The following is a 14721-nucleotide window of genomic DNA, read 5'->3' as shown; positions in this document are numbered from 1 at the left end:
TTATAATCAATAAATCGCCACTTTGGATAACCAATTGGAATGAAATTCGACCTGAGGCAACTGCAGGCGTTTGTGACGCTGGCCGACACCGCCAACTACCGGGAAGCCGCCACCCGCCTGTTCATCACCCAACCGGCCCTGACCAAGCAGATCCAGGGGCTGGAGCAGGCGCTGGGCAGCACCCTGTTCAATCGCGGTCGCCACGGCGCTGAGCTGACTGCCATCGGCGCCCAGCTACTCACCCAGGCGAGTGCGCTGGTCGAACATGGCAAGGGATTTGAGCGCCATGCGCTGGCACTCGCCAGCGGCGTGGCAGGGCGGCTCAAGATTGGTTTCGGCCTGTCGAGCTTTGCACTGGCTCCCTCGCTGGTGACCCGCTTCAAACAACAGGTTGCCAACGTCATGGTCCATCTGCAGGACATGCCCTCCGCCATCCAGCAGGAGCAGCTACTCTCCGGCCAGTTGCAACTGGGCTTTATGCGCCGACCTGACACCCCTCAGCTGCAGGAACACCGGCTACTAACCGATCGGCTGGTTCTGGCGGTACCGACCCGAATGACCACGCCCGACCCGGCCGCATTCGATCTCCAGCAAGCCTTGGCCAGCCAACCGCTGCTGCAGATGGTGGGCCACCGCTGCCCCGGTCTCAGCCAGCAGATTGCCGGCTTTCTCGGCGCCAACCGGCTGACTGGCATGATCCAGGAAGCCGAAGATATCCAGACTCTGGTAGCGCTGGTCGCGGCAGGCATCGGCAATGCCATCCTGCCGCGCAGCGTCAGCTTTATCGCTGGCCCCGATGTCACCCTTTATCCTCTCTCCGGCCCCAGCTCCGAGTGGGAGGTGAGCATGGTATGGAACCCGGACTTTGCCGATCCCATCCGGGATCACTTCGTCAGGCAGGTGATCGCCAGCCATCCCGTGCCGGTCTCAGCCACGCCCGAGCGCTGAGGCCAACGCTTGCTGGTGGCTAACACCGTGACCCGTCAAAACAGTGCGCCCCCATCAAGGGGGCGCATGCAGAACAAGAGCAATAATCAGGATCAGCAGTTGGCGCAGTGACTGCGGTTTTTACCCTCCCCCTTGGCGTGATAGAGCGCCGCATCGGCCGCGGCCAGCAACTCTCCTTCTCCTTCCAGCGGTTGATCTGCCGTGTAGGTGGCAATGCCAACACTGGCGCTGAGTCGCAGATCTCCTGCCACCACTATGTCGAGATCGTTGATGGCCTGGCGGATCTCCTCCCCAATCCGCAAGGCCGCCACTCTGTCGGTATTGCCGAGGATCAGCGCAAACTCGTCGCCGCCAAAGCGGCAGGGCAGATCCGCCGGGCGCTGGCAGAAGGATTGCAACAGATGGCCCACCAGCTGGAGGGAACCATCCCCCATCTGGTGCCCCAAGTGATCGTTACACGCCTTGAAGTTATCGAGATCCAGCATGATGAGAGAGAGCGGGGTATGTTCACGCATACTGCGCCGCCACTCGTTATGCAGAAAGCTGTTAAACAGCCGCCGATTGGCCAGTCCGGTCAGGGGATCGTGCAGAGAAAGGTTGGCCACCTCCAGCTCCAGCAGCTTGCGCTCGGTGATATTGATATGGGCGACGGAATAAAACTCAGCCTCGATGCCGATCACCGGAGCCACTCGCATCATGAACCAGCGCTGGGTGTCCACGCTGTGGCAGGGGTACTCCAGATAGAACTTATCCTGCTGATGACGGATAACCCGGAGGATCCCCTCCACCGCCGCCACAGCCAAGGGATCCGCTTCACCGTCACACGCCCCCATGTAGTTGACCCCGAGCCAGTTATATCCCTTGGGCATGCCATTTTGCTCAGCAAAGAGATCCCAGGCGAGATTGGTGTAGTGGATCACGCCATTCCGAGCTATCACCGAGATCTGGTCTTCCAGCGAATCCAGCAGCGCAGCCAGATAATGGGCTCGCTCGGAGAATAAACTCCGAGACCTCTGTATATCGTCCACCATGATGGCCATCCTGTGGCAAAAGTGGCGCCTCGCCACCTATTAACAATTAAGTTAGCAGATAGAGTAAAGCACCCAATTCCCACTTAGCCAACTGAGACCACAGTTTGTGATGCAAGGCGATCCGGCAAGATTCCAGCCCACAATTCCATGCCGAAAATCAAATGAAATACCTGTTATTTATCAATCCAATAAGTGGGCGCTAATGACCACACCACTGGTTTTCACAGGGAATACCATCCCCCTCCCCATCCATCTTGGTATTCGGGCAATGTTGCAAAAACCAGGTTGCCTCCTCGCAGGAGGTCATCTGGGAGCAATGTTGTCGGCCATCGCACTGGTAGCGTTGGGCCGGTTGCAGCGAGACCTCACTGAGGACGCTGTCACTGCCGCTAACGGAGGAGGTCGGCCAGGGGTCCTGCGACTCGGCCGAGAAACGAGAATAGATGGAAAAGAGACCGGCGAGCACCAGCAGGGGAATGAGCTTGCCGCGCCAGCTGCTCTTGCGGCGCCGGTAGGGGTTAATTCGCGGTCTGGTCGCGGTGGGCTGTGGCGGCTGACTTGCCGCCCGAAATGATGGCGCAGATGATGATGTGGCAGCTCGCGCGGCCGATGGCCCGACATCAGCCAAAGTGAGCGGGCGATCGGGGAAAAACACCTGTAGCGCCCGCGGTTTGCCATCCTGATCACTGCCGATCAGATAAGTGACTCGCTCCCCTTTCTCGGGCAAGCGACCATCTGATTGCAACGCCGTGACATGCACAAACAACCCTGTACCACACTCTCCTGCGGTTGCCGGTTCGGCGCCATCTTGCTCCGGCGTAATAAACCCGAAGCCGCGCGCCTCGTTCCAGCTCGCGATTCGTCCTTGATAACGCATCAGTCCATCCTTGTGACTATCCATCCGGGCACCAAATCGCCCTCACAAAGCACCCACGCAACCGCTGGCAGAGGGCAAAACGAGGGGGCAAGATAAAAAATACGAGGGGCATCAAGTTGGCCATCGTTGCGTCATGGCCTTATGCCCCGCCTCTCTACTAGACCAACCCCAGCGCATAGCGCAGCGCTATCTCCTTGAGCGGGCCCGCCTTGTCCGCCAGATTGAGGGCCAGGTTGCGGGCCAGCTTGAGGGGGCCTATCTCGTTGCTGAACACCCCGTAGAAGAGGTCCATCCCCGACTGCATCAGCAGATTGTCGGGGCGACGGCGCCGCTCGTAGCGCTCAGCCAGCGCCAGCTGATGCCAGTCATCGCCAGCCCCTTGCAGCAGATCAGCCCAGCAGGCCACATCCTTGAAGCCTAGGTTAACCCCCTGCCCCGCCAGCGGGTTGATGGTGTGGGCGGCATCGCCGAGCAGCACCACCCGACCGGCGTGGTAGTCGTTGGCGTGGCGGCGCACCAGCGGGAAGCTCCCTTTGCCGGTAACAGTGAAGCCGCCGAGGCGGCTCGGAAAGTGGCAGCGCACTTCGGCGGCCAGCCCCTCGTTGCTCATGGCGGCCAGCGCCCGGATGCGGGCAGGGCTGTCATACCACACCAGCGAACCATGCTGGCCGGGCAGCGGCAGGAAGGCGCGCGGGCCGCTCGGGGTGAACTGCTGCCAGGTGATATCTTCCTGCGCGAAGTCAGTGTAGATATTGATCAGCATGCAGTGCTGGCGGTACTCGAAGCGCGATACGCCGATCCCCGCCAGTTTGCGGGTATGGGATTCGGCGCCGTCGCAGGCCAGCACCCAGCGAGCAGCCAGCTCGGTGCCGTCATCCAGGGTCAGTACCGCCTCGTCTGCGCTCTGGCGCAGGCTGGTCACCGCCGCCGGGGTGTGGGTCTGGATATTGGGGAAATCTTCCATCCGTTTGAGCAGGGCGAGCTGCACCAGCCGGTTCTCGATGATGTAGCCGAGCTGGGGCAGGCCGAGATCGGCGGCGCTGAAGCGGGTGGCAAAACCATCCAGCTCCCAGGTCTCCAGTCGGCGGTAGGGGCAGAGCCGCATCTGTTGCAGATGATGCCAGGCACCGGCCTGCTCCAGCAGCGCCACCGAGGCTTGACTGATGGCGGAGACCCGCAGATCCAGCGGTTGCGCTGGCGCGTAATGCTCCGGCAGGCTAGTTTCGATGACCCGCACCGAGAGGCCCTGGGCCGCCAGCAGACAGGCGGTGGCAGCGCCCACCATGCCGGCGCCGACGATGGCGATATCACACTGTTCCATACATTTATTCCTGAAAGGGTGCGTCCGGCGACAACGCCCGGACGTGAACCGGATGGCAACATGATAGCGCAAGGGCGCCTGATAAACAGTGAGGCAAACGGGGAATTGCTGCGTCAAATCAAGGAGAAAGCTTATTGAGCTCACGGGCAACAGGTATCGGGTGAGCACCATTGCCAGCTGGATATTAGCTAGGCAGTATCCAGATTGCGGAGTAAAATGCGCGGTCCTTTGACCATGCCGATTTCAACACAAGTCAAGAGAAGCAATGAGCAAGAAACTTCATATTAAAACCTGGGGTTGCCAGATGAACGAGTACGACTCGTCCAAGATGGCCGACCTGCTGGATGCCAGCAATGGCTACACCCTTACCGAAGAGCCCGAAGAGGCAGATGTCCTGCTGCTGAATACCTGCTCCATCCGCGAAAAAGCGCAGGAGAAGGTGTTCCACCAGCTGGGTCGCTGGAAAAAGCTCAAGGCCAAAAAGCCCGGTCTGGTGATCGGCGTGGGTGGCTGCGTTGCCTCTCAAGAGGGCGATGCGATTCGTCAACGCGCTCCATATGTGGATATCGTGTTCGGCCCGCAGACCCTGCATCGCCTGCCCGCCATGATCAAGCAAGTGCAAGAGGGCCGTGGCGCCCAGGTTGATATCGCCTTCCCCGAGATCGAAAAATTCGACAATCTGCCGGAGCCGCGCGCCGAAGGGGCCACCGCCTTTGTCTCCATCATGGAAGGCTGCTCCAAATACTGTACTTACTGCGTGGTGCCCTATACCCGTGGTGAGGAGGTGAGCCGTCCACTCGATGACGTGCTCTACGAAATCGCCCAGCTCGCCCAGCAAGGGGTGCGCGAAGTGAACCTGCTCGGTCAGAACGTCAACGCCTGGCGTGGCCCGACCTTTGATGACGGCATCTGCACCTTCGCCGAGCTGCTGCGTCTGGTGGCCGCCATCGACGGTATCGATCGTATTCGCTACACCACCAGCCACCCGATCGAGTTCACCGACGACATCATCGAGGTCTACAAGGACACCCCGGAAGTGGTCAGCTTCCTGCACTTGCCGGTGCAGAGCGGCTCTGACCGCATCCTGACCATGATGAAGCGTCCGCACACCATCCTCGAATACAAGTCCAAGATCCGTCGCCTGCGCGCCGTCCGTCCCGATATCACCATCAGCTCCGACTTCATTGTCGGCTTCCCGAACGAGACGGATGAAGACTTTGAAGCCACCATGAAGCTGATCGAAGAGATCAACTTTGACATGAGCTACAGCTTTGTCTTCAGCCCGCGCCCGGGCACCCCGGCCGCCGACATGCCCGACGATGTCGACATGGAAGTGAAGAAAGCCCGTCTGGCCCGTCTGCAGCACGTCATCAACAATCAGTCGATGCAGATTGGCCGCGCCATGCTGGGCTCGACCCAACGTATCCTGGTGGAAGGGCCCTCCAAGCTCGACCCGATGCAGCTGTGTGGCCGCACCGAGAACAACCGGGTGGTCAACTTCGAAGGTCAGCACACCCTGATCGGCGGCTTTGCCGACGTGGAGATCACCGAGGTACGTCCCAACTCCCTGCGCGGCAAGTTCATCCGCGGCGAGAGCGAGATGAACCTGCGCATCGCCACCGCTCCGAGCGAAATCCTGGCCCGCCGCCCGGACAACGTGCCGGACGAGCTGGGCGTGGCCGCCTTCACCCCCCATTAATCCCCTCCTCCCCATTCGCCCAGCGAATGGGGAGTGCCTTGAGACGAGGATATTGTGAGCCGACATACCGCGACCCTGAATCTGCATCTGGAGCCCGCCGACAATCAGCGCCTTGCCAGCCTGTGCGGCCCCTTCGATGACAATATCAAGCAGCTGGAGCGCCGCCTCGGCGTCGAGATCAGCTACCGTGACAGCCACTTCCAGCTGGCAGGTAAACAGGCCCAGCTGGATGCCGCCGCCGTCATCCTCAAGCACCTCTATGTGGAAACCCAGCCCCTCAAGGGTGGCAAGGTGACCGACATCACCCCCGACATGGTCCATCTGGCCATTTCGGAGTCACGGGTACTGGAGCAGGATGACGAACCGGCACCAAGCACCCCCTATGGCAAAGAGGTAACGGTCAAGACCAAGCGCGGTCTCATCAAGCCGCGCAGCCCCAATCAGGCGCAGTACATCGCCAATATCGTCCGTCACGATGTCAGCTTTGGCATAGGCCCGGCAGGAACAGGCAAAACCTATCTGGCGGTCGCGGCAGCGGTAGATGCGCTGGAACGTCAGGAGGTCCGTCGTATCTTGCTGACTCGCCCGGCGGTGGAAGCGGGCGAGAAGCTCGGTTTCCTGCCCGGCGATCTCTCCCAGAAGGTGGATCCCTATCTGCGCCCCCTCTACGACGCCCTGTTCGAGATGCTGGGTTTTGAGCGAGTCGAGAAGTTGATGGAACGCAACATCATCGAAGTGGCGCCGCTTGCCTACATGCGGGGCCGCACCTTGAACGATGCATTCATCATTCTCGATGAGGCCCAGAACACCACCACCGAGCAGATGAAGATGTTTCTGACCCGCATCGGCTTCAACGCCAAGGCGGTGGTCACCGGCGACATCACCCAGACTGACCTGCCCCGCCACCAGACATCCGGCCTGCGCCATGCGCTGGACGTGCTGCAGGGTGTCGAAGGGTTGTCGTTCAACTTCTTTGAATCAAAGGACGTGGTACGCCATCCGGTAGTGGCTCGCATAGTACAAGCGTACGAGGCGTTCGATGCCCAGCAGGCAGACGCGCTGGCGGCCAAAAAATCCCATAAAGAGAGTGCCCAATGAGTGTGATCCTGGATCTGCAGCTGGCCAGCGCCAGCACCGACGGCCTGCCCACCGAAACCCAGCTGCAAGGCTGGCTCGACGGCACCATCCTCGGCTTCCAGCAAGAGGCCGAAGTGACGGTACGCATCGTCGATGAGGCGGAGAGCAACGAGCTCAACCTCACCTATCGCGGCAAGGACAAGCCCACCAACGTGCTCTCCTTCCCGTTCGAAGCACCGCCCGGTCTGGAGCTGCCGCTGCTCGGCGATCTGGTGATCTGCCGTCAGGTAGTGGAACAGGAAGCAAACGAGCAGAACAAGCCCCTCATGGCCCACTGGGCCCACATGGTTGTGCACGGCAGTCTGCATCTGCTAGGTTATGACCATATCGAAGATGAGGAAGCCGAAGAGATGGAGCAGCTGGAACGCGACATCATGCAAGAGCTCGGTTTTGCCGATCCTTATCTGAACGACGAAGAGTAAAACGCAGCGTTAAGGGGGGACAGTCATCGCCTTGAAACAGCAGATGACTATCCTCATATCATTCAAACAATCCCACATGTGTTGAAGCGAGTAACCAAGAGAAAAAATGACCGACGATCACCCTAGTACCGGCTCGCCGAAGAAAACCTGGCTCGACAAACTCAGCCAACTCTTCCAGGGCGAGCCAAAAGACCGCAATGATTTGGTAGACGTGATAGCCGATGCCGAAGAGCGAGACCTCATCGATCAAGACACCAAAGACATGATCGAGGGGGTGCTGGAGATCGCCGAGCTGCGCGTGCGCGACATCATGATCCCCCGCTCCCAGATGGTGACCATCGAGAAATCCCAACCGGTGGACGAGATCCTGCCGGTGATCATCGAGTCCGGTCACTCCCGCTTCCCGGTGATCAACGAAGACAAGGATCATGTGGAGGGCATTCTGCTCGCCAAGGATCTGCTCCCCTTCGGGTTTGGCGGCCATCACGCCAGCGAGCCGCTACAGCTCGAAAAAATCTTGCGCCCCACGGTGATCGTCCCCGAAAGCAAACGGGTTGACCGTCTGCTCAAGGAGTTTCGTGAAGAGCGCTACCACATGGCCATCGTGGTCGATGAATTTGGTGGTGTCTCCGGTTTGGTGACCATCGAAGACATACTGGAACTTATCGTTGGCGAGATTGACGACGAGTTTGACGATATCGAGGATGAGCCGGACGAAATTCGCCGCCTCAGCAAGCGGGTCTTCTCCATCAGCGCCCTGACCGAGATCGAGGATTTCAACGACTTCTTCGGCACCAAATTCAGCGATGAAGAGGTGGATACCGTCGGCGGTCTGGTGATGCACGCCTTCAGCCACCTGCCCAAGAAGGGCGAGGAGATCGAGCTGGACGGCTACCTGTTCAAGGTGATGCATGCCGACCGACGCCGTCTGCAGCAGCTGCAGGTGAAGATCCCCGAGCACCACGCGGCGGCGCAATCCGAGCCGCAGTAAGCAAATCCGCTCGATGTGTAAAACAACGCCCCGACCTCGGGGCGTTGTGCTATCTGCAACCGGCATCGAGGCTCGCCGTTAATCCTCTTACAGGTTAAGATAGCGGCCATTCGACCCCAGTTGCACACCAAGACGAGCACAATCGCCCGTGAAATCATCGCCCGTTACATCAAGAATCCTGTTGAGCCTCAGCGCGCTGGCCTGTGGCGCCATCGCCGTGCTGGCCTTCTCCCCCTTCGGCTACTGGCCGCTGGTGATCCCCTCCCTGCTCGGCCTCTACACCATGCTGGACAAAGCCACGCCGAAACAGGCCGCCTGGCGCGGTTTTGGCTACGCCATGGGACTCTTTTTGCCGGGGTTGTGGTGGATCCACGTCAGCATGACCGAATTTGGCGGTATCCCGCTGCCGGTCGCCTTCGTGCTGCTGGCCGGGCTCTCCGCCTATCTGGCACTCTACCCGACACTCGCCTGCTGGGCCTTCGCCCGCTTCTTTGGCGGCCGTCACTGGAGCCGCTGGCTACTCGCCTTCCCGGCCCTGTGGTTGGTGGCTGACTGGCTGCGCGGCTGGGTGATGACCGGCTTCCCCTGGCTCTGGTTTGGCTACAGCCAGATCGATGGCCCCCTCAAGGGCTTCGCCCCCATCCTCGGGGTGCAGGGCATCACGCTGGCATTGTTGCTGTCCACCTCCGCCATCTGGCTGGTGTGGAAATCCCGCTCGCCACTGTGGCTGGCGGTACCTGCCCTGCTGGTTGCCGGTGCCCACGGCCTGATGCAGCTCAACTGGGTCACCCGTGGCGAGCCGGTCAAGGTAGCGCTGGTGCAAGGCAATATCGCCCAGTCCCTCAAGTGGGATCCGGAGGCGCTGGCCCCCACGGTGCGCACCTATCAGGATTTGAGCCGCGAGAATCAGGATGCTGACATCATCGTCTGGCCGGAGTCGGCGATCCCGGCCATCGAGAAGGCGATGGGCCCCTATCTGGAGAATCTGGACAAGGCGATGAAGGTGAACGATACCGGCCTGCTGGCGGGGATCATCCACTACGACGAGCAGCAACAGCGCTTCTACAATACCGTGCTCGGCATGGGGGTACAGGATGCGGATGGCAAGGAGTCCTACTTCTACAACCACCCCAACCGCTACAACAAGTACCACCTGCTGCCCATCGGCGAGTTCGTGCCGTTTGAAGATCTGCTGCGCCCCATCGCCCCCTTCTTCAACCTGCCGATGTCCTCGTTCAGCCGGGGCGATGAGATTCAGCCCAACCTGATCGCCAAGGGGCTCAAGTTCGCCGCCGCCATCTGCTACGAGATCATCTTCCCGGAAGAGCTGCGCCGCAACGTCAATGCCGATACCGACTTCCTGCTGACCGTCTCCAACGACGCCTGGTTCGGCACCAGCATCGGCCCCTGGCAGCATATGGAGATCGCCCGGATGCGCGCGCTGGAGCTGGCACGTCCGCTGCTGCGCGACACCAACACCGGCATCACCATAGTCACCGAGATCGATGGCAGCATCATCGGCCAGATCCCGCAGTTCGAAGCAGGTGTACTGCGCAGCGAGGTGCGTCCCGCCCACGGCGAGACCCCCTACATGCGCTTTGGCAGCTGGCCCCTCTACGGCCTGACCGTGCTGCTGCTGGGTCTGGCGCTGGCGCTGCGTCCCAAGGCCCACCCCTGGGCCCGCGAGCTGTAAGGGCCATCCGCAATCCCCGATAAACAACGAGGCGCCCGCAGGCGCCTCGTTTTTTTCTGTCATCCCCTCACAGAGATATGCCGGAGAAGGACATAAAACCAAGGGACATCAGCCCCGCCACGATAAAGGTGATACCGATGCCCCGCAGCCCCTCGGGTACATCAGCGTACTTCAGCTTCTGGCGCAAACCGGCCATGGCGACAATGGCCAGCAGCCAGCCGAGCCCGGAGCCCGCGCTGTAGACCAGCGACTCGACGAAATCGTAATCCCGCTGCGCCATAAACATCACCCCGCCAAAGATGGCGCAGTGCACCGTCAACAGCGGCAGATAGATGCCGAGCGCCTGATAGAGGGCCGGGACGTACTTGTCGAGCACCATCTCCATCACCTGCACCAGCGCCGCCAGCACCCCGATATAGATGATGTAGTCGAGAAACCCCAGATCGTATTCGCCGAAAAAGGTACTGCCTGCCCGCAAGATATGACGGAAGATCAAATTGTTAAGAGGAATGGCGATCACCATCACCACCAGTATCGTCATGCCGAGGCCGAAGGCGGTGTTGATGTTTTTCGAGACGGCCAGAAAGGTACACATCCCCAGAAAGAAGGCCAGGGCGAGGTTCTCGACAAAAATCGAGTGAATAAACAGGTTGAGGTAATAGTCCATAGGTGTGCTCACCAGGTGTTTGCGCAAAGAGAAAGTCTGCCTCTGGCCGAAGGCCAGCAGCATGGACAAAGCAACAGGAAGGGTGGACGCAGCACCGGATGATAGACCGCAGGCAGCAGGTGTCAGCCTGCCCCGTCAGTCAATCAGGAGAGTTCAACAGCAGTGTGAAAACGTGGATGTGCGCCCGCCAGCAGGGTGAGCTAGTCGCCGTGACAGAAGCGAAATTGCAGATGATGGCCGAGCAGTTGCTGTTTGTGCAGATAACCAAAGTGGCCGCAGGCCTGTCTGACATAGATCAGCGGCACAAAGAACAGTAGACCGCAGAGCAGGTCAAGGATGTCGTGCTGGAACCAGGCCAGCACCATCTGATAGCGCTCGGAGTGAGTGGCCCCTTCCAGCCGCCGCCCCTGCTCGAAGCCGAGTCGCCACTGGGAGGCTGGAGGGAGGCTGACGCTGTTGGCCAATCCCTGATCGGATTGCTCATGTAGCTGCATCGAGACGCTCTGCCCAACCGATTCCTGATGAGGCGTTGCAGTAACCCCTACCGCAGCGAAAGCGGCAAACCACAGCAGGCTGGCGATAGCGAGGGCCATCGCCCAGGTCGATAGTCGGCCAGAGGGCAGCAAAGAGTCAGTCCCGTTCAAATAGCAAAATTACGCAGGGATAAATGTACCACAACGCCTCTTTTTCTTGAATTTTAAACCATACAGACCGACACAAAACGAGACTTAAAACCCGCTGTCTCAGAAAACCAGCAATTAAAAACCACCATGACAACGCGGTAGAGTCACACCCCGGGCCACAGCAAAACGGCCACCCGAGGGTGACCGTCATGATCAGCAGAACAGCGTGGCAGTCAGACTAGAGACCGGCCGCCTCCAGATGCTCCACCAACAGCTGCACGCTGCGGTTGCCGCGCCACTCGTTGACATCGAGCCGGTAGACCAGCCGCACCCGCTTGACCGAAGCATCGGGCCAGCGCTTGAGATCGACGCCGAAAGCAATTGCATCCACCGCATAGCCGGAATCGGTAGTCAGCATCAGCTTGAGGTGCTTCTCCCCCACCAGCCGCTGCTGCACCAGCACAAATTCGCCGTCAAACAGCGGTTCGGGGAACGCCTGCCCCCACGGGCCGGAGGCGCGAATAAGCTCCGCCAGCTCGAGGGTGAGCTCGTCCGGCAGCAGCTCGCCATCGGTGAGCAGCACCCCGGTCAAGAGCTCGGGGGTCACCAGCTCGCTAATGACGGCCTCAAAGGCGCGACCGAACGCCTCGATATTGGCCTTGGGCAGGGTCAACCCCGCCGCCATGGCGTGGCCGCCAAACTTGCCCATCAGGCCCGGGTGACGGGTATCGAGCAGTTCCAGCGCATCGCGCAGGTGCACGCCGGGGATGGAGCGGCCGGAGCCCTTGAGCTCGGTCTCGCTGCTCTCGGCAAAAGCAATGACCGGGCGGTAGTACTTCTCCTTCACCTTGGAGGCCACCAGCCCCACCACCCCCTGATGCCATTCGTTGCGGTGCAGCACTATGCCCGACGGCACCTCGCCATCGCGAAAACGGATCTGCTCCAGGGTGGCGAGCGCCTCCTGCTGCATCCCCTGCTCGATCTCCTTGCGCTCCTGATTGAGGCTGTCCATCTCGGCCGCAAGCTGGCGCGCCAGATTGAGATCATCGCTCAGCAGGCAGGCGACCCCGAGGGACATGTCATCGAGGCGGCCCACCGCGTTGAGGCGCGGCCCCAGCGCGAAACCGAGGTCGGCGGCGGTGAGGCGGCGACCATCGCGGCCAGACACATCCACCAGCGCCTGAATGCCGGGACGGCAGCGACCGGCCCGGATCCGCTGCAACCCCTGATGGACCAGAATACGGTTGTTGCCATCGAGCGCCACCACGTCGGCCACTGTGCCGAGGGCCACCAGATCGAGATAATCCGCCACATTGGGGGCCCGCAGCCCTTGCCGCTCGTACCAGCCGAGCTGGCGCAGATGGGTGTTGAGGGCCGCCATCAGGTAGAAGGCCACCCCCACTCCGGCCAGCGATTTGGAGGGGAAATCGCAGCCGTGCTGGTTCGGATTGACGATCGCATCGGCGTCAGGCAGCTCCTGACCCGGCAAATGGTGATCGGTAACCACTACCTGCATGCCAGCCGCCTTGGCTGCCGCCACCCCGGCGATGCTGGAGATGCCGTTGTCCACCGTTATCAGAAACTCGGCGCCGCGGGCCACCGCCAACTCGACGATCTCGGGGGTCAGGCCATAACCGAACTCGAAGCGGTTGGGCACCAGAAAATCGATGTGGCGCCCCCCCATGGCGCGTAGCGCCAGCACGCACAGGGCCGAGCTGGTGGCGCCATCGCAGTCGAAGTCACCGACGATCAGGATCCGTTTCTGGGCGGTCAGGGCATCCGCCAGCAGCGGCACCGCCTGCTCCATGCCATAGAGGCGCTGGGGCGGCAACAGCTGGCTGGCGCTGCGCTCCAGCAGGACGGGATCCTCTACGCCACGGCTGGCGAAGATTTGGCGAAGCAGGGGATGCAGGGTGGTAGGCAGATGGGAATCATCAACTTTCGGACGACGGCGAACTTGCAGGGGCTTCGGCATAGTGATCCAGTATTTTTAGCAATTGCTCAGGGCTTTGGTAACCGCGAACCAGATTCCCGTCAGAGGAGACCCAGGCAGGCAATACCTTGACCCCCAACCATTTGCTCAGGCCAATATTTTGAATAAGGGTCTCACTACATTCCTGTTGAGGCAAATAAGCTTTGAAGGGGGAATTTTGCAGCAGGGGGTCGCTGCACCAGTCGGCAGCCTGTGCCGCATGCTCAATCACAGGATACAGCTCGACACTGATCCCTAATGCCTGCAGATGTTGTAACGTCGGAGCCAACTGCCGTCTTCTCGCCTCATGTTCACCGAGAAACAGCGCGACTCGATGACGCTCGTCAGGAGCCTCAAGCACAATGGGCGCATAGCTCACCTGAGACAAACCCAGTCGACGCTGCTCTCGCAGGCCTGAAACGGTCAGATTTTTCATGTCATGGGCCATATCCAGCATGATGCCCTGAACAACGTAGTCCCCTTTGGCATCGCTGTAGAGCACCCCCTGGGAAGTGCCCAGCATGTATAACCCGCTAATCGGTGTCTGCTCGACCAGATAGACAGCTATCCCCAACCGGGTTGAGATGACCTCTTTCAAGGCGTGGGGGTCCATCCCGGCTCTGGCACAAAATGTGAACAGTAGCATCATTCCCAGTAGTAAATACTTCACTGGATTACTCACATGGTATGAATGAATTGACCCCGCAAAGTACAGCAGCATAGTTTATTATTCAATCCGCTAATCACTAAAAAATTAATACCGGACTGTACCAAAAAATAATGGCCCGCAGATTGCCAATCAAAGCCAACCCCAGCAAGCTAGTCACGACGACAGGAATAACGCGGCCTCGCCTCCGTTTTCCTGATAAAGCAGCGTCCCCTGTTCAGGGGCGATCCATGCGCTATTTTGTTTAATTTCGGAGGATATTATGAGTTTGATTCAAGAGTTCAAAGCCTTTGCCGCTCGCGGCAACGTGATCGACATGGCGGTTGGTATCATCATTGGTGCCGCCTTCGGCAAAATTGTCTCCTCTTTTGTCGGTGACGTGATCATGCCGCCTATCGGTCTGATCCTGGGTGGCGTGGACTTCAGCGACCTGGCGGTCACCCTCAAGGCCGCAGAAGGCAGCACACCCGCAGTGGTCATTGCCTACGGCAAATTCATTCAGACCATCATCGACTTTCTGATCATCTCCTTCGCCATCTTCATGGGGCTGAAGGGCATCAATACCCTCAAGAAGAAGCAAGAAGAGGCCGCCGCCCCCGCCGGTCCTACCAAGGATCAAGAGTTGCTGAGCGAGATCCGCGATTTGCTCAAATCCCAACAGGGGAAATAAGCG

The 14721-nt window shown here is 60.0% G+C and carries 14 protein-coding genes; 7 read left to right on the top strand and 7 right to left on the bottom strand.

Going from position 1 to position 14721, the window contains the following annotated elements; all coding sequences use genetic code 11:
* Nucleotides 1-39: 39 nt before the first annotated feature.
* Nucleotides 40-948 carry a LysR family transcriptional regulator gene (locus BN1135_RS16000; RefSeq protein ID WP_042022849.1) on the top strand — a complete coding sequence of 303 codons (909 nt, stop codon included), beginning with the start codon at nucleotides 40-42 and terminating at the stop codon, nucleotides 946-948.
* A gap of 92 nt (nucleotides 949-1040) precedes the next feature.
* Here the strand turns inward: BN1135_RS16000 and BN1135_RS15995 are convergent, their stop codons facing one another.
* The 3 genes from BN1135_RS15995 to BN1135_RS15985 form a co-directional block, all read right to left on the bottom strand.
* Nucleotides 1041-1979: a sensor domain-containing diguanylate cyclase gene (locus BN1135_RS15995; protein WP_042022847.1), complete on the bottom strand. Its 939-nt coding sequence runs from the start codon at nucleotides 1977-1979 to the stop codon at nucleotides 1041-1043.
* A 199-nt stretch (nucleotides 1980-2178) separates the two neighbouring features.
* A complete protein-coding gene (locus BN1135_RS15990; protein WP_042022846.1) occupies nucleotides 2179-2856 on the bottom strand; it encodes an excalibur calcium-binding domain-containing protein in 678 nt (225 codons plus the stop codon).
* Nucleotides 2857-3013: 157 nt separating this feature from the next.
* The gene (locus BN1135_RS15985; RefSeq protein WP_042022844.1) at nucleotides 3014-4177 is read right to left on the bottom strand and encodes an FAD-dependent monooxygenase; all 1164 of its coding nucleotides are present in this window, start codon (nucleotides 4175-4177) and stop codon (nucleotides 3014-3016) included.
* Nucleotides 4178-4442: 265 nt separating this feature from the next.
* On the opposite strand from BN1135_RS15985, the gene miaB reads away from it, so the two are divergent.
* From miaB to lnt, 5 genes are all read left to right on the top strand, one after another.
* On the top strand, nucleotides 4443-5876 hold the full coding sequence (miaB, locus tag BN1135_RS15980; protein WP_042022841.1) for a tRNA (N6-isopentenyl adenosine(37)-C2)-methylthiotransferase MiaB: 1434 nt from the start codon (nucleotides 4443-4445) through the stop codon (nucleotides 5874-5876).
* 54 nt (nucleotides 5877-5930) lie between these two features.
* The gene (locus BN1135_RS15975; protein WP_042022840.1) at nucleotides 5931-6974 is read left to right on the top strand and encodes a PhoH family protein; all 1044 of its coding nucleotides are present in this window, start codon (nucleotides 5931-5933) and stop codon (nucleotides 6972-6974) included.
* Nucleotides 6971-7435 carry an rRNA maturation RNase YbeY gene (gene ybeY / locus BN1135_RS15970; protein ID WP_042022838.1) on the top strand — a complete coding sequence of 155 codons (465 nt, stop codon included), beginning with the start codon at nucleotides 6971-6973 and terminating at the stop codon, nucleotides 7433-7435. Before BN1135_RS15975 ends, ybeY begins: the two co-directional genes overlap by 4 nt.
* Before the next feature lie 106 nt (nucleotides 7436-7541).
* Nucleotides 7542-8426 (top strand): CNNM family magnesium/cobalt transport protein CorC, encoded by an 885-nt coding sequence (gene corC / locus BN1135_RS15965; RefSeq protein ID WP_042022837.1) that lies wholly within the window; start codon nucleotides 7542-7544, stop codon nucleotides 8424-8426.
* 148 nt (nucleotides 8427-8574) lie between these two features.
* Nucleotides 8575-10119, top strand: coding sequence for an apolipoprotein N-acyltransferase (gene lnt / locus BN1135_RS15960; RefSeq protein ID WP_042022835.1), 1545 nt, complete (start codon nucleotides 8575-8577; stop codon nucleotides 10117-10119).
* A 67-nt stretch (nucleotides 10120-10186) separates the two neighbouring features.
* On the opposite strand, the gene nqrE is transcribed toward lnt, so the two are convergent.
* The 4 genes from nqrE to BN1135_RS15940 form a co-directional block, all read right to left on the bottom strand.
* Nucleotides 10187-10786, bottom strand: a complete 600-nt coding sequence (gene nqrE / locus BN1135_RS15955) for an NADH:ubiquinone reductase (Na(+)-transporting) subunit E (protein WP_042022940.1) — start codon at nucleotides 10784-10786, stop codon at nucleotides 10187-10189.
* A gap of 200 nt (nucleotides 10787-10986) precedes the next feature.
* Nucleotides 10987-11379, bottom strand: a complete 393-nt coding sequence (locus tag BN1135_RS15950; RefSeq protein ID WP_042022834.1) for a hypothetical protein — start codon at nucleotides 11377-11379, stop codon at nucleotides 10987-10989.
* 268 nt (nucleotides 11380-11647) lie between these two features.
* Complete coding sequence (recJ, locus tag BN1135_RS15945; protein ID WP_042022832.1) at nucleotides 11648-13384, bottom strand: single-stranded-DNA-specific exonuclease RecJ; 1737 nt, start codon at nucleotides 13382-13384, stop codon at nucleotides 11648-11650.
* Nucleotides 13344-13994 carry a disulfide isomerase DsbC N-terminal domain-containing protein gene (locus tag BN1135_RS15940; RefSeq protein WP_042022939.1) on the bottom strand — a complete coding sequence of 217 codons (651 nt, stop codon included), beginning with the start codon at nucleotides 13992-13994 and terminating at the stop codon, nucleotides 13344-13346. The genes recJ and BN1135_RS15940 overlap by 41 nt, the downstream gene beginning before the upstream one ends.
* A 316-nt stretch (nucleotides 13995-14310) precedes the next feature.
* Between BN1135_RS15940 and mscL the strand changes: the two genes are divergently transcribed.
* On the top strand, nucleotides 14311-14718 hold the full coding sequence (gene mscL, locus BN1135_RS15935; RefSeq protein ID WP_042022829.1) for a large-conductance mechanosensitive channel protein MscL: 408 nt from the start codon (nucleotides 14311-14313) through the stop codon (nucleotides 14716-14718).
* Nucleotides 14719-14721: the final 3 nt, after the last annotated feature.

The sequence above is a fragment of the Aeromonas sobria genome (assembly GCF_000820145.1).
Classification (GTDB): Bacteria; Pseudomonadota; Gammaproteobacteria; order Enterobacterales; family Aeromonadaceae; genus Aeromonas; species Aeromonas sobria.
This window is presented reverse-complemented; position numbering and strand designations above follow the sequence as displayed.

What these genes read in the sequence shown, in the direction of transcription:
- BN1135_RS16000 (WP_042022849.1), top strand. Translation starts at nt 40, where the DNA reads ATGAAATTCGACCTGAGGCAACTGCAGGCGTTTGTGACGCTGGCCGAC.
- BN1135_RS15995 (WP_042022847.1), bottom strand. Translation starts at nt 1,979, where the DNA reads ATGGTGGACGATATACAGAGGTCTCGGAGTTTATTCTCCGAGCGAGCC.
- BN1135_RS15990 (WP_042022846.1), bottom strand. Translation starts at nt 2,856, where the DNA reads ATGCGTTATCAAGGACGAATCGCGAGCTGGAACGAGGCGCGCGGCTTC.
- BN1135_RS15985 (WP_042022844.1), bottom strand. Translation starts at nt 4,177, where the DNA reads ATGGAACAGTGTGATATCGCCATCGTCGGCGCCGGCATGGTGGGCGCT.
- miaB (WP_042022841.1), top strand. Translation starts at nt 4,443, where the DNA reads ATGAGCAAGAAACTTCATATTAAAACCTGGGGTTGCCAGATGAACGAG.
- ybeY (WP_042022838.1), top strand. Translation starts at nt 6,971, where the DNA reads ATGAGTGTGATCCTGGATCTGCAGCTGGCCAGCGCCAGCACCGACGGC.
- corC (WP_042022837.1), top strand. Translation starts at nt 7,542, where the DNA reads ATGACCGACGATCACCCTAGTACCGGCTCGCCGAAGAAAACCTGGCTC.
- nqrE (WP_042022940.1), bottom strand. Translation starts at nt 10,786, where the DNA reads ATGGACTATTACCTCAACCTGTTTATTCACTCGATTTTTGTCGAGAAC.
- BN1135_RS15950 (WP_042022834.1), bottom strand. Translation starts at nt 11,379, where the DNA reads ATGGCCCTCGCTATCGCCAGCCTGCTGTGGTTTGCCGCTTTCGCTGCG.
- recJ (WP_042022832.1), bottom strand. Translation starts at nt 13,384, where the DNA reads ATGCCGAAGCCCCTGCAAGTTCGCCGTCGTCCGAAAGTTGATGATTCC.
- BN1135_RS15940 (WP_042022939.1), bottom strand. Translation starts at nt 13,994, where the DNA reads ATGGACCCCCACGCCTTGAAAGAGGTCATCTCAACCCGGTTGGGGATA.
- mscL (WP_042022829.1), top strand. Translation starts at nt 14,311, where the DNA reads ATGAGTTTGATTCAAGAGTTCAAAGCCTTTGCCGCTCGCGGCAACGTG.